Source organism: Acetobacter fabarum (assembly GCF_022483405.1).
In the GTDB taxonomy this organism is placed as follows: domain Bacteria; phylum Pseudomonadota; class Alphaproteobacteria; order Acetobacterales; family Acetobacteraceae; genus Acetobacter; species Acetobacter fabarum.
Window position 1 is genome coordinate 2,783,962 of the sequence record NZ_JAKVNI010000001.1, and the last position, 23,428, is coordinate 2,807,389.

20 protein-coding genes and 1 tRNA gene are annotated in these 23,428 nt (G+C 58.2%); 7 read left to right on the plus strand and 14 right to left on the minus strand.

All coding sequences use genetic code 11. From position 1 onward, the window contains the following. Positions 1-27 precede the first annotated feature (27 nt). The 4 genes from acpS to folK form a co-directional block, all read right to left on the minus strand. Positions 28-435, minus strand: coding sequence for a holo-ACP synthase (gene acpS / locus LKE65_RS12980; RefSeq protein ID WP_253527071.1), 408 nt, complete (start codon positions 433-435; stop codon positions 28-30). Continuing rightward, positions 432-2,750 carry a RelA/SpoT family protein gene (locus LKE65_RS12985; RefSeq protein WP_408744107.1) on the minus strand — a complete coding sequence of 773 codons (2,319 nt, stop codon included), beginning with the start codon at positions 2,748-2,750 and terminating at the stop codon, positions 432-434. Before LKE65_RS12985 ends, acpS begins: the two co-directional genes overlap by 4 nt. A gap of 26 nt (positions 2,751-2,776) precedes the next feature. Then, on the minus strand, positions 2,777-3,148 hold the full coding sequence (rpoZ, locus tag LKE65_RS12990) for a DNA-directed RNA polymerase subunit omega (RefSeq protein WP_059023327.1): 372 nt from the start codon (positions 3,146-3,148) through the stop codon (positions 2,777-2,779). 92 nt (positions 3,149-3,240) lie between these two features. Beyond that, positions 3,241-3,756, minus strand: a complete 516-nt coding sequence (gene folK, locus LKE65_RS12995) for a 2-amino-4-hydroxy-6-hydroxymethyldihydropteridine diphosphokinase (RefSeq protein WP_278741629.1) — start codon at positions 3,754-3,756, stop codon at positions 3,241-3,243. Between the two features lie 182 nt (positions 3,757-3,938). Here folK and LKE65_RS13000 point away from each other — a divergent pair, with 182 nt between their 5' ends. The 3 genes from LKE65_RS13000 (at position 3,939) to LKE65_RS13010 (ending at position 6,286) form a co-directional block, all read left to right on the plus strand. Further along, entirely contained in the window at positions 3,939-4,556 is a 618-nt protein-coding gene (locus LKE65_RS13000; RefSeq protein ID WP_278741631.1) for a LabA-like NYN domain-containing protein, read from the plus strand. A gap of 136 nt (positions 4,557-4,692) precedes the next feature. Continuing rightward, entirely contained in the window at positions 4,693-5,391 is a 699-nt protein-coding gene (locus LKE65_RS13005; RefSeq protein ID WP_086645194.1) for a carbonic anhydrase, read from the plus strand. Positions 5,392-5,458: 67 nt separating this feature from the next. Beyond that, positions 5,459-6,286, plus strand: a complete 828-nt coding sequence (locus tag LKE65_RS13010) for an endonuclease/exonuclease/phosphatase family protein (RefSeq protein WP_278741632.1) — start codon at positions 5,459-5,461, stop codon at positions 6,284-6,286. A gap of 61 nt (positions 6,287-6,347) precedes the next feature. On the opposite strand, the gene LKE65_RS13015 is transcribed toward LKE65_RS13010, so the two are convergent. The 10 genes from LKE65_RS13015 to LKE65_RS13060 all read right to left on the minus strand — a co-directional run bounded on the left by LKE65_RS13015 (position 6,348) and on the right by LKE65_RS13060 (position 19,663). Beyond that, positions 6,348-7,652 (minus strand): DEAD/DEAH box helicase, encoded by a 1,305-nt coding sequence (locus LKE65_RS13015; protein WP_086645193.1) that lies wholly within the window; start codon positions 7,650-7,652, stop codon positions 6,348-6,350. 493 nt (positions 7,653-8,145) lie between these two features. Next, positions 8,146-8,745 (minus strand): methionine biosynthesis protein MetW, encoded by a 600-nt coding sequence (gene metW, locus LKE65_RS13020; RefSeq protein WP_086645192.1) that lies wholly within the window; start codon positions 8,743-8,745, stop codon positions 8,146-8,148. After that, the gene (metX, locus tag LKE65_RS13025) at positions 8,745-9,920 is read right to left on the minus strand and encodes a homoserine O-acetyltransferase MetX (RefSeq protein WP_278741633.1); all 1,176 of its coding nucleotides are present in this window, start codon (positions 9,918-9,920) and stop codon (positions 8,745-8,747) included. The genes metW and metX overlap by 1 nt, the downstream gene beginning before the upstream one ends. A gap of 122 nt (positions 9,921-10,042) precedes the next feature. Beyond that, complete coding sequence (gene lepA, locus LKE65_RS13030) at positions 10,043-11,848, minus strand: translation elongation factor 4 (RefSeq protein WP_086645190.1); 1,806 nt, start codon at positions 11,846-11,848, stop codon at positions 10,043-10,045. Positions 11,849-11,971: 123 nt separating this feature from the next. Continuing rightward, on the minus strand, positions 11,972-14,011 hold the full coding sequence (locus tag LKE65_RS13035) for a putative bifunctional diguanylate cyclase/phosphodiesterase (protein WP_278741635.1): 2,040 nt from the start codon (positions 14,009-14,011) through the stop codon (positions 11,972-11,974). Positions 14,012-14,185: 174 nt separating this feature from the next. Continuing rightward, positions 14,186-14,839 (minus strand): helix-turn-helix transcriptional regulator, encoded by a 654-nt coding sequence (locus LKE65_RS13040; RefSeq protein WP_278741636.1) that lies wholly within the window; start codon positions 14,837-14,839, stop codon positions 14,186-14,188. Continuing rightward, positions 14,836-15,120, minus strand: a complete 285-nt coding sequence (locus tag LKE65_RS13045; protein ID WP_408736145.1) for a hypothetical protein — start codon at positions 15,118-15,120, stop codon at positions 14,836-14,838. Before LKE65_RS13045 ends, LKE65_RS13040 begins: the two co-directional genes overlap by 4 nt. 26 nt (positions 15,121-15,146) lie before the next feature. Beyond that, positions 15,147-17,564 (minus strand): glucose/quinate/shikimate family membrane-bound PQQ-dependent dehydrogenase, encoded by a 2,418-nt coding sequence (locus tag LKE65_RS13050; protein WP_408744077.1) that lies wholly within the window; start codon positions 17,562-17,564, stop codon positions 15,147-15,149. A gap of 211 nt (positions 17,565-17,775) precedes the next feature. After that, on the minus strand, positions 17,776-19,221 hold the full coding sequence (gene glnA, locus LKE65_RS13055; protein WP_086645185.1) for a type I glutamate--ammonia ligase: 1,446 nt from the start codon (positions 19,219-19,221) through the stop codon (positions 17,776-17,778). 103 nt (positions 19,222-19,324) lie between these two features. Further along, complete coding sequence (locus LKE65_RS13060) at positions 19,325-19,663, minus strand: P-II family nitrogen regulator (protein WP_025826259.1); 339 nt, start codon at positions 19,661-19,663, stop codon at positions 19,325-19,327. Between the two features lie 241 nt (positions 19,664-19,904). Here LKE65_RS13060 and LKE65_RS13065 point away from each other — a divergent pair, with 241 nt between their 5' ends. From LKE65_RS13065 to LKE65_RS13080, 4 genes are all read left to right on the plus strand, one after another. Further along, complete coding sequence (locus LKE65_RS13065) at positions 19,905-21,065, plus strand: aminotransferase (protein WP_278741638.1); 1,161 nt, start codon at positions 19,905-19,907, stop codon at positions 21,063-21,065. A gap of 78 nt (positions 21,066-21,143) precedes the next feature. Further along, a tRNA-His gene (locus LKE65_RS13070) sits at positions 21,144-21,219 on the plus strand. Positions 21,220-21,400: 181 nt separating this feature from the next. Beyond that, positions 21,401-21,844 (plus strand): hypothetical protein, encoded by a 444-nt coding sequence (locus LKE65_RS13075; RefSeq protein WP_143221878.1) that lies wholly within the window; start codon positions 21,401-21,403, stop codon positions 21,842-21,844. A 271-nt stretch (positions 21,845-22,115) separates the two neighbouring features. Continuing rightward, complete coding sequence (locus LKE65_RS13080) at positions 22,116-23,336, plus strand: NADP-dependent isocitrate dehydrogenase (protein ID WP_086645182.1); 1,221 nt, start codon at positions 22,116-22,118, stop codon at positions 23,334-23,336. Positions 23,337-23,428: the final 92 nt, after the last annotated feature.

A 23,428-nucleotide genomic window follows, 5' to 3' on the forward strand; every position in this document is an offset into this window, starting at 1 on the left:
GGATCAAGCCGTGCGCTTGGTGTGATGTCAACCCGCGCGGACCGAGATAAACACCTGTGCAAACGCATAAGGGGGCTCATCGGTCATGCTCAGCATCAGTTCAGGCTTATGGCCTGCGGGCACCAGCTCTGCCAGCCTCCGGGCCGCAGCCCCCGTTAACACCAGCACCGGCTGGCCCGATGCAAGGTTTTCCACCCCGATCTGGCTTTGCGCAACCCCGTGGGCAAAACCCGTACCCAGCGCCTTGGCGCATGCCTCCTTGGCCGCCCAGCGTTTGGCGTAGGTGCCTATTCTGGCAGCCCCCACACGCCGTTCAGCCTTGGCACGCTCATACGGCGTAAAAACACGGTCCAGAAAACGCTCCCCAAACCGCTCCATGACCTGTTCGATCCGCCGCATGTCGCACAGGTCCACACCAGTTGCCAGCAGGGTCATGACTTGGCCCGATCCGCCTGCGCAATGCCCGATACAGCCCGCAACCCGGCAATAACAGAGGACAGGTGGCGCAGGTCACGCACCTCCACATCCAGCAGGATTTCGGTAAAGTCGAGCTGGCGATGCACGATCTTGAGGTTGACCATAGCCGCATCGCACTTGGAGATCGTATTGGTAATGGATGCCAGCACAGAGCCCTCGTTTTCGGCTACAATGCTGATACGGCCAACACGCATCTGCCCGGTTCCACCGGCACGGGCCATGGCATCGTAATCCCAGTCCACATCCAAAAAGCGCTCGGGCGTTGCGGCAAAACTTTCCAGCGTCTGGCAGTTGCGCGTGTGCACGGTCACGCCCTTGCCTGTTGCCACCACGCCCACAATCCGGTCTCCCGGCAAGGGGTGGCAGCAGGCTGCGTAATGCACGGCAACACCGGCCCCAAGCCCAACCAGCGGAACCGCCCCACCTGATGGACGGCGCATGGTGGGCGCGCCGCGCGGCCGTGGCCCTGCCGTACCCAGTACACCGGGCAGGCCCGCCAGCATGCGCGGCACACGCTGCACACGCCGCAGTTCGGGGTAGGCCGCATGCACCACATCCCGCGCGTTCAGGTTGCTGGTGCCAACCGCAACATACAGGTCCTGCAAGGAACTCTGCTTGAGCGCCTTGAGCGTGGTCTCCATGATTTTTTCGGAGCCATCCACACCTTCCTGGCGGAAGGCCTTGGCCAATGCGGCACGCCCGTTATCCAGCGAAACCTGGCGCTGCTGCTGCGCCACATAACGGCGGATGCGCGCGCGTGCCTTGCCCGTAACGACAAACCGCTCCCACGAGGGAGAGGGCGCGCCACCACGGGCGGTCATGATTTCGACCTGATCGCCGTTTTCCAGCTCATGCCGCAGCGGCATAAGGCGACCGTTAACCTTGGCCCCTACGCAGGTATCCCCGATCTGGCTATGCACCGCATAGGCAAAATCAACCGGGGTTGCCCCACGCGGGAGCGAGATAAGCTGCCCCTTGGGCGAAAAGCAGAAAACCTGATCCTGATAAAGCTCAAGCTTGGTGTTTTCCAAAAACTCATCAGGGGCGGATGATGCCTCCAGAATTTCCAGCAGGTCCTGCACCCAGCGTGGGCGGCGCACGCCACCATACCCGCCCTCATCAGGGCTGCTGGTGCCGCCTTCCTTGTACACCCAGTGGGCTGCAACACCGTTTTCGGCCACGTCGTGCATGGCCTGCGTGCGGATCTGCACTTCTATTTTCTGGTTACGGGGGGAACGCAGCGTAACCCCCGTATGCAGGCTCTGATACCCATTGGCCTTGGGGGTGGAGATGTAGTCCTTGAACCGCCCGGCGATCATGGGGTAGGCGGCATGCACCGCGCCCAGCGCCATATAGCAGTCCTCACGCGTGTCCACGATCATGCGGAAAGCCATGATGTCGGACAGCTGCTCGAACGCCACATTCCGGCGCTGCATTTTTTCCCAGATGGAATAAGGCGATTTTTCACGCCCCGAAACCTGAGCGTCCTTCAGCCCCGCCTCGTGGCACAGGCGCAGCAGCTCGCGCCGCACGTCCTCAATAACATCCGCCCCCTGCCCGCGCAGATAGTTCAGGCGTGTGCGGATGGTTGTATCGGCCTCTGGCTCAAGCTGCGCAAAGGAGAGGTTCTGGAGCTCGGTCTTGACCCGGTCCATACCAATACGCTCGGCCAGCGGCGCATAAATATCGAGCGTTTCACGCGCGATGCGCTGCCTGCGGTCCTGCCGCTCCACAAAATGGAGGGTGCGCATATTGTGCAGACGATCCGCCAGCTTGACCAGAAGGACACGAATATCCTTGGACATGGCCAGCACAAGCTTGCGGAAGTTCTCGGCCTGCTTGGTGCGGTCAGACTGGAGTTCCAGCCGGGTCAGCTTGGTCACGCCATCGACCAGATCGGCCACAACCGGCCCAAAATCGGCCTTTAGCGTCTCATACGTAACGCCGGTATCTTCAATGGTATCATGGAGCAGAGCGGTGCAGATGGACTGCACATCCAGCCTGAAGCGCGCCAGAATCATGGCGACGGCCAAAGGGTGGGTTATGTAGGGGTCGCCATTATCGCGCATCTGGCTTTGATGCGCCCTGTTGGCTACATCAAACGCACGACGGATGGATTGTACATCGGCCTGCGGTGCATAACTCAGCACCTTGGCAACCAGCCGCTCGCAGCCGATTTCCCCCACACGACTGGTGGGAGATGCTGGCGCTACAGACGCCTCAACCGGGCCCCCCCCCCTCCCGCTCGGGGGAGGAGGTGTGAACGGGAATATCGCCGCCCGGTTGGTCCACGCGCCCTTTACCGCCGTGCGCGACCGGTCAGTGCCGCTTCAATAGCGCGCACGTCATCTGCGGCTTCTTCCTCGGCGGAAACTTCCTGCAGACCGAAAATGTTCTGTTCGGTCGGCACCAGATCCTGCACTTCTTCTTCCACGGGCTCGGGTTCGGGCTCGCGGGCCTGCGAACGGATCAGATCGTTCCGCAGAGCGGGCAGTTGCACGGTTTCATCCGCAATTTCACGCAGGGCAACGACAGGGTTTTTGTCGTTGTCGCGGTCAATGGTCAGCTCCTCGCCACGGGAGATGTTGCGGGCGCGCTGCGCGGCGTACACCACCAGTTCAAAGCGGTTTGGAACCTTTTCAACGCAGTCTTCGACGGTGACGCGGGCCATTACGAAGAGCCTCCAGACAGTTCAGCACAGAAATAAGATAAAAAAGACAGAAAGGGCATATTACCGCATCCACCCCGGACAGGAAAGGCTTATTACCCGATCACCCGGATTTCCTGCCCTTTTACGGCCTGAAGCATCTGCTCCAGTGGCTGGCCGGTGCGCGGATGCACCCAGTCAGGCAGCACATCGTGCAGGGGGCAAAGCACAAAGGCACGCTCATGCGCCCGCGGGTGGGGCAGAACCAGCCGCTCCGTATTCTGGCACAGAGCATCCATATCTATAATGTCCAGGTCAAGCGTGCGCGCGGCATTGGGCACGGAACGCACGCGGCCCTGCTGCGTTTCTATGCTCTGAAGATGATCCAGCAAGGCCAGAGGAGGCAGACTCGTCACACCCAGCACAACCCCATTCACGTAAGGTGGCTGCCCTGAGGGCGGCATGGGGGCCGTCTCATACCAGCGGGAAACAGCCTGCACGCACAACCCCGGCACCCGGCGCAAAGCCTGCACGGCCTGCTCGCAGCTTTCCAGCGCAGGCTGCTCCCCCAGGGGCAGATTTGCACCTATTGCTATCAGGACCGATCTGGTATGATTTTTTTCTTCCGCCATGTAACGCCTCACGCCTGAGTGGAATATCTTGTTTTGGACACAATTGGGGCCTCTTTTATAAGGGCGCCCTGCAAACAAACAGCCAGAGGGGCTTTCATTCCGAACCGCATGATAAAAATTTCATTTCCACATAATCGAAACCCAAAAGAAACAACTTTGAATTTATTTAGAGGACCACGCTCATGAACCTGAAAAAAGACGAAAAAACCTGTCTTTTCATTGACGGATCAAGCCTTTATTCAACATCGCGCAGCCTTGGGTTTGATGTTGACTACAAAAAACTGCTCGAATTTTTTGCAGCCAAAACGCATGTGATCCGCGCCTATTATTACGCCGCCATTCTGGACACGGAGGATTACTCTCCGCTCAAACCGCTGACTGACTGGCTCTCCTATAACGGTTATTTCCTTGTAACCAAGCCCGCGCGCGAATTTACGGATTCGACCGGCAAGCGCCGCGTTAAAGGCAATATGGACATCGAAATTGCGGTGGACATGATGGAAATGGCCCCGCACATAGACCATGCCATTCTGTTCAGCGGGGATTCAGACTTCCACCGCGTTGTCGAGGCCGTGCAGCGGCAGGGTACGCGCGTTTCCGTTGTGTCCTCCATGCGCTCCTCCCCACCCCTGATCGGGGATGACCTGCGCAGGCAGGCCGACCAGTTCCTTGAGCTGGCGTCTCTGGGGGCCAACTTTACACGCCGCCAGACCGAACCCAACCGCCCCCGCACCAACCCCGCACCGATCCGCCACCCGGCTGACCAGATGAGCGAACCCGAGGATGATCCGCTAAGCTAAGCGCAATATTACAAAACAGAATTTTGCTCTATGTTCTAGAACGTATCTGCCCCTCGCACGTTTGGCCTAAACACCACCCCATTGCGGGCCGTGTGCCTGCCACAGGCCAAACGTCAAGGTTTTCTGGAGTTAACTGATGCCCACTTGTTCCGAAGCCAGAAGCAAGCTGCTTTCTCTCCTGCGTGGTGTTGAACACTTCAACACCGAAATTTTCCCCGCGAAGGAAGCCCTGTTTGCCAGTCTGGCCAAAGGGCAGGCTCCCGGCGCGCTGTTCATTGCCTGCGCCGATAGCCGCATCAACCCCAACCTGATCACCCAGACCGAACCGGGCGATCTGTTTATTCTGCGCAACATTGGCAACCTGGTTCCCGCATACGGGGAAATGCTGGGGGGTGTTTCCTCCGCCATTGAATACGCAGTTCTTGGGCTTGGCGTATCCTCCATTATCGTGTGCGGTCACTCCGACTGTGGCGCCATGAAAGCATTGCTCGAACCCGAAAAGAACGGGTTGGACAAAATGCCCACAGTGCGCAGCTGGCTCCGTAATGCGGAAGCCGCACGGGCTGCCACGGTGAACACCCTGCATTCCGAAGATGCCGGGCCTGCTACCGTACGCTGCCTTGCCGAGCAGAACGTTCTGCTCCAGCTTGCGCACCTGCGCACCCACCCTGCCGTTGCCGCAGGGCTGGCGCGTAACACGCTCTTCCTGCAAGGGTGGTTCTACGATATTGGCACGGGGGAAATCTCGGTACTGGATGAACAGACCCGCACGAGTGTTCCGATCAGTGGTGTTATTGAAAAACTGCAAGAACAGACCGAACAGGAAACTGCCTGACCTTTCAGGCTTACGCACGTCGGCACGCCGTCTGGGCTTGATAGCCCTTGCGGGTGCCGGCTTTTTTTTGCCCGGAACCTGCCTTGCAGCCCCTGCGCAAACCCTGAAAATCAGCACATGGAACGTGGACTGGCTGCTGGACAGCCAGATGCAGCACGCCCCGCAAATACCCCCCGACATTCCCCACAGAACAGCGGATGACCTTGCCGCCTTGGCAACCTACGCCAAACGCCTGCACCCCGACCTGATTGGCTTGCAGGAGGTAGGAGATACAGCAACACTTGCCCACCTGTTTGGCACGCAGGAGTATCAGCTTTTTCTTTCGGGGGATGATATTCCCCAACATACCGCGCTTGCCGTGCGCCAAGACCTGCGCGTAAAACGCAACCCGGACGTAAGTGCTCTGGCACTCAGCCCCAGCGCAACACGACACCGCCTGCGCAGCGGGCTGGACGTAACCATAAGCACTGACAGCGCAGATTTACGGGTGCTGGTTATTCATCTCAAAACTGGCTGCTGGGACAACCCGTTATCTGAAACACACCACGCCTGCCCCATTTTATTCCAGCAATTTCATGCCCTGCAGGACTGGCTGGCTCAACGAGCAAAAAATCGGGAATCCTTTGCCATTATAGGGGATTTTAACCGACGCCTCACGCGCACGGACCCTTTGTTTATCGCGTTAAATCAGATCACACCGCTGGCGCTTGTCACTGCCGGGCATGCCAGCCCCTGCCAGAATGGCAGCAGCTTTATTGATCACATTCTTCTTGGTGGAGACGCCACCCAATGGGCACAGCCAGAGTCCCTGCGCGTTATGGTTCTGCCACAGAACAGCGCACGGGTACTGAGCGATCATTGCCCCGTTTCCGTAACGTTAAAAATACCACGTTAAACCTCGCCATAAAAAAAGCCGCTACGGTTTGCGTAGCGGCTTTTTTTACAACGTAACACAATCAGGCGTGGGCGCCGGACCTGTGCGAAGCCCCCGAACGCCCACCACCGGAACGGCGCGGCGGGCCACCACGGCCACCACCGCCACCATTACGCGGCGGACCACCACGGCCCCGACCACCACCGCCACCCAGAACAGGCGGACGCTGCGTGGAGAACTCGGCTTCTTCCGAATGCCACGGATGGTCGCGGACTACGGGAATGGACTTGCCGATTGTTTTTTCAATATCCTTCAGCCACGCGCGCTGTTCCGCATCGCAGAAGGAAACAGCCCAGCCATCGCGCCCGGCACGGGCCGTACGGCCAATACGGTGCACATAGCTTTCGGGCACATTGGGCAGATCGTAGTTGAACACGTGACTGACTTCATCCACGTCAATCCCACGGGCAGCAATATCCGTTGCCACCAGAACCTTGACCGAGCCAGCACGGAAGCCCTTCATGGCCCGCTCACGCGCACCCTGAGACTTGTTGCCGTGAATGGCTTCGGCCGTAACACTGTTCTTGTTCAGGAACTCGGCAACCTTGTTGGCTTCATGCTTCATGAGCGTGAACACCACGGCACGGGCAACCTTGTCAGATTCCACCATGGTCAGCAGTGCATCGCGCTTGTCGCTGGTGCCGTTCACAAACATGATGGCCTGCTGGATACGGTCCACCGTGCTGGACGGCGGGGCCACTTCCACGCGAGCAGGGTTGCTCAACAGGGAGGCGGCAAGGTCCTCAATGCTCTTGGGCATGGTGGCCGAGAACAGCAGGGTCTGCCGCTGGGCAGGCACATAGCTCATGATCCGGCGAATATCGCGCACAAAGCCCATATCCAGCATGCGGTCGGCTTCGTCCAGCACCAGAACTTCCAGGCCGGAAAGGTCGATATACCCCTGACCGATCAGGTCCAGCAGACGGCCCGGAGCAGCCACCAGCACATCCACGCCACGGCGCATGGCTTCAACCTGTCGCCCCTGCCCCACGCCGCCAAACACCACGGCCTGAGAAAACTTCATGTAACGTGCATATGCTTTAAAGCTGTCGCTGATCTGGGCAACCAGTTCACGCGTGGGCGCCAGCACCAGAACACGCGGCTGCTTGGGCGCTGCAGCCTTGGGGTTATTGTGCAGATGCTGCAGGATCGGCAGTGCAAAAGACGCGGTTTTGCCTGTGCCAGTTTGCGCAAGGCCTAACAGATCACGCCCTTCGAGCAGATGGGGAATGGAACCCGCCTGAATGGGTGTCGGTATTTCGTACCCTTGGTCCGTCAGCGCCTGCAACAGGGGTGCAGCTAGTTTCAGATCCGAAAAAGTAGTCATTTAGGGGCAACCTCTCCATGCACCTGAAAACGAGTCACATCCACCTTATTTTCAGTCACGCACTGCCAAACCAGAATTGAGAACAGAGCAGAACCGTCTCTAAGCCAGACCTTACGGACAGGTCAGCATGAATTTTATTACATTACAGACAGAATAAGAAATTTTCGGAATCATGCATCCCGCGCAGACTGTCTTGGAAGAATTATATAAAAGCAGTGTGAGCGCCCCGCAAGGGTTCCGTACCATATTGGTCCGAAAATAAGCAGCCCGCAGAACCGTTACAACATCTGCAAATCACGATTATCAGACGCCCGATATATACAGGATTTTTATCATATAACTAGTATTTTTAATATATTTTTGCACATACGCCCCATGCGCCACCCACGCCTGGGTAGGTGATTGGCGTTCTCAAATCTAACATATTTTTTAGGCTACTGTTAATAACAGCCCATCAATCCAGCCATTTACGCAACTCCGGCACTGGCCCGCGCTAGCGCCTGCGCAGCAGAAACAGGGCCTGTTCACCAAACAGGTTGGCAAGCCGTATGGACCGCCGCCAAGGTGCGCGCTCGCCATCTTCATCCACCGCCAGCCATTTTTCCACGATATATCCGTCCTGACGACAGAGTTCGAGAAAATCCCGAATCGTACAGGGGTGGATATTGGGTGTCTCATACCACGGGGTATGCCATACGGCCGTCATGGGCATGCGCCCGCCCAGCAGCAGGCGCAGCCGCAGTTGCCAGTGCCCAAAATTGGGAAAGGATACAATGGCATACCGCCCTATGCGCAGCATCTGCCGCAGCACTTCCCTTGGGCGCTCCACAGCCTGCAATGTGCGCTGGAGCACAACATAATCAAACGAATGGTCGGGGTAATAGGCCAGATCGTGGTCCGCATCCCCGTGCACAACGGGCAGGCCGTGGGCTACGGAGCGGGTCACCAGTTCCATGTTCAGTTCAATGCCACGGGCATCGCACCCACGTTCGCGGTATAAATGACCGATGAGTGTGCCATCCCCGCTCCCGATGTCGAGCACGCGGGTTTTGGGTTCGATCATGTCCGCAATCAGGCGTTGGTCAAGACGCATCAGGACAACCCCGCATGTTCGGCCACACCGCACAGGAAGCCGCGCACCGTGCGGTCAAAATCCGGCTCTTCGAGCAAAAAGGCGTCATGGCCTTTATCTGTTTCAATCTCGACGAATGACACATTGGCCGCGGCCCTGTTCAGGGCACGGGCCAGCGTACGCGCAGCCGAGGTGGGGAACAGCCAGTCCGAGGAAAAAGAGACAACACAAAACCGGACTGCCGTACCAGCAAAGGCCGGGGTCAGGTCCCCATCATGGTCAGCCGCAATATCGAACCAGTCCATGGCCCGCGTGATGCTCAGGTAGGAATTGGCATCAAACCGGCGGACAAAGCTGGAGCCTTGATAACGCAGGTAGGATTCCACCTCAAAAATATCACCGAATGTAGAAACCGGGCCTTCCGGCCCCTGCCCGCCTGCTGGCCCACGGCGCATACGCCGCCCGAACTTGCGGGTCAGCGCTTCTTCCGACAGGTAGGTAATATGCGCCATCATGCGGGCTACGGCCAACCCGCGCGCGGGCACAACACCCGCCTCCCAGTAGCGCCCGCCCCGCCAGTCCGGGTCGGCTATAATGGCCTGCCGCCCGACCTCGTTAAACGCAATGTTCTGGGCTGAATGGAAAGGCGCTGTGGCTATGGGCATAACAGCCAGCATCATCTGCGGGTAGGTTACGGCCCATTCGAGCACCTGCATGCCCCCCATGGAACCGCCCACCACGGCAAACAGGCGTTCTATGCCCAGACTGTGCACCAGCTTGTGCTGGGCGCGCACCATATCGCGGATGGTAATGGGGGGGAATGCGGTGCCCCATAACTCGCCCGGCGCTTCCTGCCCGTCGGTTCTGGGCGAGCGCGGGCCCGTACTGCCCATGCAGCCACCCAGAACATTGGAGCAGATTACAAAAAAGCGGTTTGTATCAATCGGCTTGCCCGGCCCGACCATGCGCCCCCACCAGCCGGGCTTACCCGTAAGGGGGTGAGCTTCTGCCACATACTGGTCACCGGTAAAAGCGTGGCAGATGAGAATGGCATTGTCTTTGTTGGCCGAAAGCTGACCATACGTACAATACGCAATATCAACCGGTGCCAGTGTTACACCACAGTCCAGTTCCACCCCTTCGGGGAAACTGGCATGCGGGTGGTCACCAACGGTAAGGGGCGTTGTGCTGTTCATAAACCCGCTGCATTCTCCAACCCGGACAAGCCGGGCAAAAAACCGTGTGAGCCCCGATTACACCAGCACTGCCAGACCGGGGTTTACCGGCCACATATATGGCAGCAGCCGGTGTTGAATAGCTAGTGTTCCATTTTGAGCGCGGCAAGGAAGGCGCTCTGTGGGATTTCCACCTTACCAAACTGGCGCATGCGCTTTTTACCTTCTTTCTGCTTTTCCAGCAGCTTGCGCTTACGCGAGATGTCCCCACCATAACATTTGGCTGTCACATCCTTGGACAGGGCCCCAATGGTTTCACGCGCAATAACGCGGCTGCCAATGGCTGCCTGAATGGCAATTTTGAACAACTGCCGGGGGATAAGGTCTTTCAGGCGCGCGCAAATGGAGCGACCCCGTGTTTCCGCCGCCGAGCGATGGGCAATGAAGCACAGCGCATCAACCGGTTCCTGATTAACCAGAATGGAAATACGCACGAGATCGCTCTCTTCGTACCCATCCATCTGATAATCGAAGCTGGCATAACCACGTGTGAGCGACTTGAGCCGGTCGTAGAAGTCAAACACCACTTCGTTCAGGGGCAGGCGGTAAACGGCCATGGCCCGGTTGCCAACATAGGTCAGGTCCACCTGAATACCACGCCGCTCCGTGCACAGGGTCAGCACCGCACCCAGATACTCGTCCGGCACCATGATGTTGGCCTTGATCCATGGTTCCTCGATTTTTTCAATCAGGGAGCCATCGGGCATATCGGCCGGGTTGTGGAGTTCTTCCATCTCTCCGTTAGTGCGGTAGACCTTGTACACAACGGATGGCGCTGTGGCGATCAGGTCGAGATCGAACTCGCGGGATAGACGTTCCTGAATAATTTCCAGATGCAGCAGGCCAAGGAAGCCGCAGCGGAAGCCGAAGCCAAGGGCCGCCGATGTTTCTGCCTCGTAGTGGAAAGACGCATCATTCAGCCGCAGCTTGGCAAGGCTGTCACGCAGTTTTTCAAAATCATCCGAGACAATGGGGTAAAGGCCGCACCACACAACCGGAATGGAGGGCTTAAAGCCCGGTAGTGGCGTGGCAGCGGGGCGGCGGTCATCAGTGATCGTGTCACCCACATTGCAGTCGGCCACGGTTTTGATGGCGGCGTTGATGAACCCCATCTCGCCCGGACCAAGGCTTTCCACCGATGTCATGCGCGGGGCGAACACACCCACCTGATCCACCTGATGCACCGCACCAGAGGACATCATGCGCACCTTCATGCCCCGCTTCAGCCGGCCTTCCTTGATCCGCACAAGCACGATCACGCCCAGATAGGGGTCGTACCAGCTATCAACCAGCATGGCCTGCAACGGTTTTTCCGCATCCCCGGTGGGGGGCGGCAGGCGGGTGACCACGGCTTCCAGAACACCTTCAATGTTCAGGCCGGTCTTGGCAGAGATTTCAACCGCATCATCGGCGGGAATGCCGATCACTTCCTCGATCTGTGCCTTCACGCGCTCGGGTTCTGCCGCGGGCAGGTCCACCTTGTTGAGCACGGGCACAATTTCGTGGTTGGCGTCTATGGCCTGATACACGTTGGCAAGGGTCTGGGCTTCCACCCCCTGGGAGGCATCCACCACCAGAAGCGAGCCTTCACACGCAGCCAGAGAGCGGCTGACCTCGTAGGCGAAGTCAACATGTCCGGGCGTGTCCATCAGGTTCAGCACATAGGTCTTGCCATCCTTGGCAGGATAGGTCAGCCGGACGGTCTGCGCTTTAATGGTAATGCCACGCTCCCGCTCCAGATCCATGTTATCAAGAACCTGATTGGTCATCTCGCGGGCAGTCAGGGCTCCACACGCCTGAATCAGGCGGTCGGCCAGAGTGGACTTTCCATGATCGATATGGGCGATGATGGAAAAATTGCGGATGAGCGAAAGGGGTACATCGGTCATGCTGCCCCTTTACGGTAAATAAAGAGAAAAGTCAGCCTGTTCCTCTGCCTTGGGCACCACTTTCGCGCAATTTTTTAACGCACGGGTGCTTTGCCCTGCCCGCACCCCTCCCGCACATGCAGGCTAGAGGGCGTGATTCATGGTGATCTGGCCATTTTTAACAATATCCGCCAGTGCCGCAGGCCGCCCGAGCAAAAAGCCCTGTGCCTCATCACACCCGGCGGCGTTGAGCATGCTCAACTGGTCTGCGGTTTCGATCCCCTCTGCCATAACCGGAATATCAAACGCCTTGCCCAGAGCCAGCACAGCCCGCACAACTGCCTGCGTATGATCGCTGGTTTGCGCAGCCCCAAAAAACGAACGGTCAATTTTTATGCGGTCAAAAGGGAACCTGCGCAGCGTATCGAGCGAGGAATACCCCGTGCCAAAATCATCCAGCGCCAGACTGACCCCCATATCCTTGATCTGGTGCAGCACCTGCAGGGCACGGACCTGATCGGCAATAATGGTCGATTCTGTCAGTTCGAGTTCAAGCCTCTGGGGGGGCAGCCCGGTTTCTTCCAGAACATTGGCAACAATGCGGGCTATGTTGGAATGGACAAACTGCATGCCCGACAGGTTGACCGCAACCGTATAGGGCTGATGCCACCGCACGGCCTCGGCACAAACGGAACGGAGCACCCATTCCCCGATCTGCAGGATCAGATCGCTCTCTTCGGCCAGCGGAATAAAGTCATCTGGCATAATGGTGCCCCGTGTGGGGTGCTGCCACCGCACCAGTGCCTCGTACCCACGGATTTCTCCCGTAGCGATCACCCTTTGCACCTGATAGCAGATGGTTAGCTGCCCCGCCTTGACCGCCTGCCGCAGGTCTGCGGAGAGCTTGCGCCGGGTGCGCACTTTTTCGTCCATCGAGGGTTCGTAAAAACACGGATGCCGCCCCGGATCAGCCTTGGCGCGATACATGGCCAGATCGGCATTGTTGATCAGGGTTTCCTTATCCGCTGCATGATCGGGCCATATGGCCACCCCCAGGCTGGCACCCGGCAGCACTTCCGATTCCTCAAACCGGATGGGCTTGAACAGCACCTCCTCCAGCCTGCGCAAAAACCCCTTGATCTGCTCAGCCGAGACAACGCGGCACAGGGCCAGAAACTCATCCCCTCCGGTGCGGGCAATAAACTCGCCGCTATGATCATGCAGCAAACCGCGCAACCGCCGCCCCAGAATACGCAGAACTTCATCCCCGGCCCTATGGCCACGCAGGTCGTTAATTTCCTTAAACCTGTTCAGGTCGATCCCGATCAGCGCCAGCCTGCCGTTGTTCTCCCGCGCCCAGTCCAGCTCAAGGTCGAGGCGTTGATGAAAGTTCAGCCGGTTGGGCAGGCCGGTCAATGTGTCGTTCAGGGCCATACGCCGGAGCTTTTCCACCGACTCTGCCCGTGAACTATCATTGATCATGCCGCTGACAAGCCCGCCCCCAAGAATAAGGAAGGACATGATGGCAATGGCTGCGGCCAGCACCAGCGAATCTTCAGAATGCCCCATGCTTTCCAAAGCGTGCGGCCCCGCCTGCACATGGTAGGCCGCCATACCAATAAAATGGACGGAAAGAACAGCCAGTGCCAGCACACTGGCCATACAGACAATGGCCCGCCGCCCGGGCCTGACCCCTGCACGCACAGCCAGCACACTCAATACAATGGCGGCCAGCACCGAAAGCACAAGGCAGGGCATGCTCCATGTTGTCTGCCCCTGCACCCGGTAGGCCAGCATGCCGGTATAATGCATGGCAACAATAGCCAACCCGACAATGACCCCACCCATTTCCGGCAGAAAGCGGGCAAACCGGCAGGTCGCCAGCATAAAGCCAACTGTGCTGCCAAAAACGGCAATCAGCAGGGATATGCTGGTCAGCAAGGGGTCAAACCGTGCGGGCGTATCCCCCGCATAACCCAGCATGGCCACAAAATGTGTGCACCAGATTGCAACACCGCTGGAAAGGGCGGTCAAAAAAAGCCACGCGTACCACTGGTTGTTTTTGGCCCGCAAAGCATGCCGGAACAAAGAGGCGGTAACTGCGGAGCCAGAGATGCATAGCAAGGCAGCTACACAGACCAGCCCGAGGTTATGCTGGCCAATAATGCACCTTACAACCATCATCAGACGCACGCCCCACTTTTTAACATATTGATAAAACAATAAATTTTAAAAAATCTACTGCAATAAACTCAAAACTGACCAAACCCGCGACCAAAACCGCCGCCTTATGCAACATTATTCGGCACAGTTTTTTTAAAAATCAAACACTCTCTGTCCTTTTAAAAATAGTTTTTCTCAAACTGTCATCATGACAATCCTGTGCAGCCATGCCTCCCCTTCCCGCGCGGGGGGCACATGCACCTCCCCCCCGCGAAAAGAGCAGACGGCTGGCCCGTCCTGCACATCCAGCATCAACCCCATAACAGGCTCACGACCTGGGCCGTGCATCAGAACCCGGTCCCCCTCCCGCAGCGGGAGAGAAGGCACCACAACAACTGCCCCACCATCGCGCACGACCGGCTCCATGCCATCGGTGTCCACCCGCACAACATAAGCATCGGGCTCGCCCCACCATTGGCCGGGGGATGCCTCCTGCACCCACACCGGCCCACAGGGCAGGCCATTCTGGTCGAAAACACCGGTCTGCTGGAGCATGGAGTATGCAAGGGTGCGTAACAGCCCGTCCCCTTCGGCCGGCGCGGCCGGGTTCAGCCTCTCGCCCGCAACGGAGCGGGCAAAAACTGCCAGCGGCACCTGCAAAACCTCCAGCACCCGCAAAAGCGTGGGGAGCGATGGCCAGCGCATGGCACCATTTGCCCCCACCCTGCGCGAAGGATTGAGCGCCGTGGCATCCAGCCCCGCCGCCCGCGCAAGGGCGGAAGGTGTAAACCCGCGCTCACGCGCAAGCACGTCCAGCGTATGCCAGAAGACCTGCGACTGCGTGATCATGACCGGGGGGATGAATTGGGAGCAGGTTTGCCCTGATGCCTGAGCACTTCCTGCGCATGGCGGGCCAGCCCTGCATCGGTTGCCACAAAGCGTGACTGCGCGGTGCGCTCTGCCAGCCCCATGCGCTCAAGCCGCTCAAGGCATGGGCCATCCATCAGGCCACAGGGGCGGCCATATGCACCGGCAAGGTAGAGCCTGTGCAGGGCGGAGCGGCAACATGTTTCCAGGTAAGGGTCATTCCACATTCCATGCAGGATCACCGATCCCGCATGGAACTGCAAGGCTTACTCCGCGGCCCTACCCGTTATCAGCGGGGTGCTTCGGGCAGAGCATAAGCCACGATGTAATCCCCTTCCTTTGTGCCAAAGGAGCCATGCCCGCCATCAACCGTCACAACATACTGGCGGCCATTGGCCTCGTACGTCATGGGGGTGGACTGGCCACCTGCGGGCAGGCGATCCGCCCACAGGACCTTGCCGGTCGTAACATCATAGGCACGGATGTAATAATCGGCTGTAGAGGTCAGGAACGCGACCCCACCCGCTGTGATGATCGGCCCGCCAAGGGAGGGAATACCCACCTTAAAGCCCAATGGCAGGGGGGAGCTGTCCCGCGTTGTGCCGTTCCGGTGCTGCCAGATAATGCTGTTGGTCTTCAGGTCCACCCCGGCCACATAGCCCCAGCCGGGCTGCTTGCACGGAATACCAAGGGGGGACAGGAACGGATGCAGCTCCACCCCGAACGGTGTGCCGTACTGAGGCTGCAACCCGTTCTCTCCCCCGCTTGCGGCAGGGTCATGCGTGGTTGGCGGCACAACCTGATTATCGGTCGGGCGCGGCACAAGGCGGGAGACAAAGGGAATGGCAATGGGGTTGGCAAACGCCACCTGCCGCACGGGGTCCACGGCCAGACCGCCCCATTCAAACATGCCCAGATTACCGGGGAAAACCAGCGTGCCCTGCACGGAGGGCGGCGTAAACGGCCCTTCGTAACGCAACTTCTTGAACATGATTCGGCACACCAGCTGGTCCAGCATGGTGGCACCCCACATATCCCCATCCGTCAGCTTGTTTTTGGGGCGGAAGGTTAGCTGAGAAAACGGCTGGGTTGCCCAGACATGGTCGCCCTGTGCGGCACCCTGCGGCACAGGCTGCTCGGGGGCAGGCACCAGCAGTTGCCCGTTACGGCGGTCGAGCACAAAAATATTGCCTGTTTTGGCCGGAGCATACAGCGCGGGAATAACCGTGCCATCTTCCTGCCTGAAGTCGATCAAGCTGGGCTGGGCCGGCACATCCATGTCCCACAGGTCGTGGTGGACCGTCTGGTAGAACCAGACCTTGTGCCCTGTCTGGGCATCCAGCGCCAGAATGCCTGATGCGTACCGCTCCTGCACATCTGTCCGTTTGCCACCCCATATGTCGGGCGTTGCCACACCGGTAGGAATGTAAAGCAGGCCCAGCTTGGCATCATAAGCTGAAACAATCCACGAATTGGGGGAATTGGGTGTGTATTCGTGGCTGTCGGAGGGGAGCTGGTTCGGGTCCTCATTCCCCGGGTCAAACGCCCAGACCAGCTTGCCGCTATACAGGTCATACGCCCGCGTCACACCCGAGGGTTCGTGCGTGGAGTAGTTATCCGTAACCGCACCAGAGATAATAACAAACTTGTCCGTCACCACAGGGGGGGATGTCGGTTCATAAAACCCAAGGACACGCATGGGCATGCCCTCGGTCAGGTCCACAATACCCTTATTGCCAAACGCCGGGCACACCTGACCCGTTTTTGCGTCCAGCGCCATCAGTCGCCCGTCATTGGTCGGCAGGAAAATACGCTCTGCACAGGACACAGGCGCTGCCGCACCGTCCTGCACCTCTGCACCATCTGCGGCACGAGGGGGTGTTACAGCATAGGACACGCCACGGCAGGTCAGATGCTGGAATGTCGGGTTAACCACCAGCTTGGGGTCAAACCGCCAGACCTGCTTGCCGGTCGCTGCATCCAGCGCGAACACAACCTGATGGGGGGAACACAGGTAGAGCGTGTTGCCAACCTTGATCGGGGTTGTCTCATCCGTGACTTCCACCGGATCATCCGGCCCGCGCAGGTCGTGGGTTCTAAAGGTCCAGGCAACCTTGAGCTTGTCTACATTGCCCGTGGTAATCTGATTAAGGGGGGAATAACGGTCCCCCGCCTGCGTGCGCCCATAGGATGGCCAGTCCTGCGCTGGCACAGCCGCCGCATCCCCCGGAAGCTGCACACCTGCGTAAACAGCCTGCGCACGGGGGAGCACGCCCGCCATATCCTGCGGGTCCTGCGTGAGTGCGTAACCATACACACCCAAACCAGCCACAATAACCGCCAGCAGGGGAACACGGTTCCAGATGGATGCCGGCTGCAACGCGCCTGCAACAAAAGGCAGCAGCAGCCATACCCCTAGCGGTAAAATAACATCCCCTCTGGGGGCGAGTGCCCAGAAGTCAAACCCCGCCTCGGCCACGGACCAGACCAGTGTGCCCGCAGCAACGGCCGCATAAAGCCACAATGCCTCGCGCCGCTGCGCCCAGAGCAGCCCACCTGTGGCCATAAGGGCCAAGCCGCATACTGCATAAAAAGCAGAGCCACCCAGCACGGCCAGCCAGCCGCCTCCCCCCGCCAGAACAAAACCAAGCACAACGCAGAGCAGCGCCGTGATTTTTGACAGACTATGGGAACGGCCGCCTTGCATGACCGGCATTCTCCTTGCGTTACAGAAAACCATTTTGTGGGATGGAAACGGTTATTCAGAGTTGATCAATGTTATTTCCGAAAAAATCTAGCATATTATAATCGAAAAATGAATAAGTTTTCATTTCAGGATAAATCATAAAAAAAACGCGGCCCCCGAGTGGGAGCCGCGCCTTTTATTCATCCATTCCTTAGCCCCTGAGGGCCCGGGATTAGACGGAGTAGTACATTTCGAACTCAACCGGGTGCGGCGTGTGTTCAAAGCGGTACACATCATTCCATTTCAGGGTGATGTAGCTTTCAATCTGGTCTTTGGTGAACACGCCACCAGCCAGCAGGAACTCGTGATCAGCGGTCAGAGCTTCCAGCGCTTCACGCAGGGAGCCGGCAACTGTCGGGATCTGCTTCAGCTCTTCGGGCGGCAGGTCGTACAGATCCTTGTCCATGGCATCGCCAGGGTGGATCTTGTTCTTGATACCGTCCAGACCCGCCATCAGCATTGCGGAGAATGCCAGGTAAGGGTTAGCCGTGGGGTCGGGGAAGCGCACTTCAACGCGCTTGGCCTTCGGGCTGGTTGCGTACGGAATACGGCAAGAAGCGGAGCGGTTGCGGGCAGAGTATGCCAGCAGCACGGGTGCTTCAAAGCCCGGAATCAGACGCTTGTAGGAGTTGGTGGACGGGTTGGTAAAGGCGTTCAGCGCCTTGGCATGCTTGATGATACCGCCGATGTAGTACAGCGCCGTATCGGACAGGTCCGCATAGCCATTGCCAGCAAAGGTGGACTTGCCGTCTTTCCAGATGGACTGGTGAACATGCATGCCCGAGCCGTTATCGCCAAAGATCGGCTTCGGCATGAACGTGGCGGTCTTGCCATAGGAGTGCGCCACGTTGTGCACACAGTATTTGTAAATCTGCATGAAGTCGGCGGAGCGGACCAGCGTTTCAAACTTGGTGCCAAGTTCGTGCTGGGACTGCGCAACCTCATGGTGGTGCTTTTCAATGGCCAGGCCCATTTCGCCCATGGTTGCCAGCATTTCAGCGCGCAGGTCGCTTTCGCTGTCAACGGGAGCAACGGGGAAGTAACCACCCTTTACACCGGGGCGATGGCCCATGTTGCCTTCGGGGTAGTCCTTGAGGGACGCATCAGGCCCTTCGATGCTGTCGAGCTGGTAGGTGCCGTAGTTGGGGCCCGTGCCGAACTGGACGTTATCGAAAATGAAGAATTCGGCTTCGGGGCCAAAGAAGGCCGTGTCACCCAGACCGGAGGACTTCAGGTACTGCTCGGCCAGCTTGGCGGTGGAGCGGGGGTCGCGGTTATAGGGCTGCCCGGTGGACGGCTCGATAATATCGCAGAACAGGATAAGCTGGGGACGGGCGGAAAAGGGGTCCATAACAGCCGATGTGGGATCGGGCAGCAGAACCATGTCGCTTTCGTTAATGGCTTTCCAGCCTGCGATGGAAGACCCGTCGAACATAAAGCCGTCGGTAAAGCTGTCTTCCTCAATGGTGCTGACGTGCTGGCACGTGTGCTGCCATTTGCCGTGCGTGTCCGTAAACCGCAGGTCAACCAGTTCGACCGAATGTTCCTGAATCAGGTCAAAAACCTTGGCAATTGCAGCAGCCTTGCTGTCGCCCGCCGAAGCTGTTTTCTTCACCATGCTCTCTTCACCTAAAAAGCCTGTTTATGTTCCGCACCCTGCGGAAACATGCTGTGGAATTGTGGAGCCCGCCTTGCCCGAGCCTGCTGACATGCAGCAGGGATCAGATCGCGTCTTCTCCTCGCTCACCCGTGCGGATTCGAACTACATCATCCACCGGGATCACGAAAATTTTGCCATCACCGATCCGTCCGGTGCGCGCAGCCGTGGAGATAGCCTCCACAGCCCGTTCCACCATGGAAGCGGGACAGACAACCTCGATTTTCATCTTTGGAAGAAAGTCAACAATGTATTCAGCGCCGCGATAAAGCTCTGTATGGCCTTTCTGGCGTCCGAAACCCTTGGCTTCGATCACGGTAATACCCTGCAACCCGAGCTCGTGAAGGGCTTCCTTCACTTCATCAAGCTTGAAGGGCTTTATAATGGCCTCGATCTTTTTCATCTCGCGTCGTCAACACACCGTTGCTGGACCCGCATGGGGGCCTGTACTCTCTTGTTGTTTTGCCTGACCCGTTACAAACCTCAGGCACCAGACCCGAACACACTTGCACGGCTTGACCCGTCGGGCAATCGGGTAGATGCGGATTTGTATCGGTAAAGCATTAAACAGAAGTTTCATCCCGACCGTTTCGGTTCCGTCTCCTTCTTTCTTCTTTTCCGCCTGCCGGGCAAGGGAATTTGTAATGACAAAAGCTTTTAACAGGCAGTTTGCCGATCTTCCTGTTACAATTTTTACGGTCATGTCCGCTCTGGCCCGCCAGCACGGCGCCATTAACCTCGGGCAGGGTTTTCCTGACCAGGAAGGCCCGCAGGACATGATTCGCCTTGCAGCCGATGCCCTGCTTGACGGACAGAACCAGTATGCACCCCTGACAGGACTACCCGAACTGCGCGCGGCCGTGGCACAGGCCAACCTGCGCTTTCAGGGCATTGCGGTCGATGCCGATTCGGAAGTCGTGGTCACGTCCGGCGCAACGGAAGCACTGGCTGCATCCCTCATGGCCCTGATCGAGCCGGGGGATGAAGTGGTGCTGATGGAACCGTTATACGACACCTACCTGCCCGTTATCCGCCAGCTGGGCGGCGTGCCGCGCATTGTGCGGCTACAGGCACCAGACTGGGCATTGCCCCGGCGAGCACTGGCTGATGCTTTTTCCGCCCGCACCAAGGCAATTATCCTCAACTCCCCCATGAACCCGACCGGCAAGGTGTTCACGGCGGACGAGCTGGCCTTTATTGCCACGCTGGTACAGCAGCACGATACGTTCGCCATCTGCGATGAGGTTTACGAACATCTGGTGTTCAACACCCCGCACATCTCGCTCATGTCCCTGCCCGGCATGCGTGAGCGCTGCGTGCGTATTGGAAGTGCAGGCAAGAGTTTTTCCCTGACCGGCTGGAAGGTGGGCTACGCCACGGCCCCTGCCCCACTGGCTGCCGTTATTGCCAAGGCGCACCAGAACCTTGTGTTTGCCACCCCACCCAACCTGCAACGCGCCGTAGCATTTGGGCTGAACAAGGATACAGCCTATTTTACCACTCTTGCGCAGGACATGGCCACGCAGGGGGCAATCCTTGCCTCCGGCCTGCAACGCTTGGGCTTTGGTGTGCTGCCTTATCAGGGGAGCTACTTTATCATGGCCGACATTACCCCACTGGCCAACGGGCAGGACGATGTGGCCTTTACCCGCATGCTTACGGAGCAGGCGCGTGTTACTGCCATTCCCGCCTCCGCATTTTATGCAGCCGAGCCGCCCCGCAACCTGATCCGTTTTGCCTTTTGCAAACGCCCCGAGGTGCTCATGGAAGCGCTGAACCGTCTGGAGGCATGGAAAAACCGGTAAAACGGTTTTTTCCACCAATTCCGCAATTATCCAATTGACGGACCACACTCTTTTCTCTAAACGTCCGCTTGCTGTGCGGCGGACGTAGCTCAGCTGGTAGAGCGCCGGTTTGTGGTACCGGTGGTCGCGGGTTCAAGTCCCGTCGTTCGCCCCAGCATATTTCCTTTTAAAATCAGGTTTTCCAAAACCACCAGCCCTCAGGCTGCCATAACGGCGGCACAAGCGCTACCAGAACACACCCCACACACAAAAAAATGCAGGCAACAGGCTGGTTCAGGCCAGAATCCCGGTTTGGTGTATTTTCCAACACCGTGGCAATGGCATAAAACCACACAATGCAAAGCACGTTGCCCCCCATAAGCCTGCTCGCCCTGATTATGCTTCCAGCCTGCACTGCCCCTGTGGCCCCACCCAACACGCCACCGGCTGAAGCCGCATTGTATCGGGCCAAACAGACTTGTCTGGACACCTACCAGACCCGCCCCGGACAGGTTGCCAAGGATAACATGAGCAAGCTGATGACCTGCCTTGCCAGAGCCACCCAAAAATACGGGCGACAGGCTTATGGTCCCTATGCCCCCATTTATATGGATGGTGCCTCAAAAGGGGTGGAAGCCGCCCGACACCTGCGCGAAGGCATTTACACCCCCGACCAGTTCGGGAGTGAGATCGGGCTTATTCAGGAGCAGGAAAATTCGGCCCTTGTGCAACAAAAAGCACAGATGAACACCCCGATGGACCCTATTTTGCAGCCAGTCCCTGCCGCCCCAAACCGTTAACCCGCACCCGGCCACGAGGCCGGAGCCTTACGCAACCACCACTCCCTGCGGACCTGACCGGAATGTGATGAACCGGGCCAACCGGGCATAAAAACGGCCTGTTCCCGCCAGATATCCGCATAAAGCCCATACCCCTGTCCCGAATGTGAAGTGCGGAGCTGTTTACGGCTGCGGCAAGCTGTTCAATCCATACAGTGCATGACGCTCATACATATTGCGCAGCATTTGTGAGAACGAACAAGAAAACCATGTCGGAAATGGATTGGTAATCATGGCTAAAATCAAGGTCAAAAACCCGGTTGTGGAAATGGACGGGGATGAAATGACCCGCATTATCTGGCACTTCATCCGCGAGCGGCTGATCCTGCCTTATCTGGATATTGACCTCAAATACTACGATCTGGGCATTGAACACCGCGACGCCACGAATGATCAGGTCACCGTTGATGCCGCCGAAGCCACAAAGCGCTACGGCGTTGCGGTCAAGTGCGCCACCATCACACCGGACGAAGCCCGGGTGAAGGAATTCGGCCTGAAAAAAATGTATCGCTCCCCCAATGGCACCATCCGGAACATTCTGGACGGCACCATTTTCCGTGAGCCCATCATCTGCTCCAACGTGCCCCGTCTGGTGCCCCACTGGACAAAGCCGATCGTGATTGGCCGCCACGCCTACGGAGACATCTACCGCGCAGCGGAAACAAAAATTCCCGGCCCCGGCAAGGTCACGCTGAACTATGTGCCAGATGACGGGGGAGAGCCCATTACGCTGGACGTGCACGACTTCAAAGGCCCCGGTGTAACGCTGGGCATGCACAACACCCGAGCATCCATTGAAGGGTTTGCCCGGGCTTCCCTCTCCTACGGGCGCGACCGCGGTCTGCCAGTTTACCTGTCCACCAAAAACACCATTCTCAAAGCCTATGACGGCATGTTCAAGGACGTGTTCGCCGAGGTGTATGAAAACGAGTTCAAGGCCGAATTTGAAAAACTGGGCCTGACCTACGAACACCGCCTGATTGATGACATGGTGGCCTGCGCCCTCAAATGGCCCGGTGGCTATGTGTGGGCCTGCAAGAACTACGACGGCGATGTGGAAAGTGACATTGTAGCACAAGGCTTTGGCAGCCTTGGCCTGATGACATCCGTCCTGCTCAGCCCCTCTGGCGATGTGGTGGAAGCCGAAGCCGCCCACGGCACGGTAACCCGCCATTACCGCGAACACCAGAAGGGCAACCCCACCAGCACCAACCCCATTGCTTCCATTTTTGCATGGACTCGCGGGCTGGCCTATCGCGGCCGGTTCGATAACACCCCGGACGTGGTGCACTTTGCCAACACACTGGAAAAAGTGTGCATTGATACGGTGGAAGCCGGACAGATGACCAAGGACCTTGCCCAGCTTGTTGGCAAAAACGCCCAGTGGCTCAACACTCAGGACTTCCTGGATGTGCTGGACGCACGGCTGAAAAAAGAACTGGCCAAAGCCTGAACCCCATACCGGCAGGCCCGCACACTGCGGGCCTGCTTTTTACTCCCCCCACCAGCAAGCACCGCAGAGCCTGCCAAATATGCCAGAGGTCA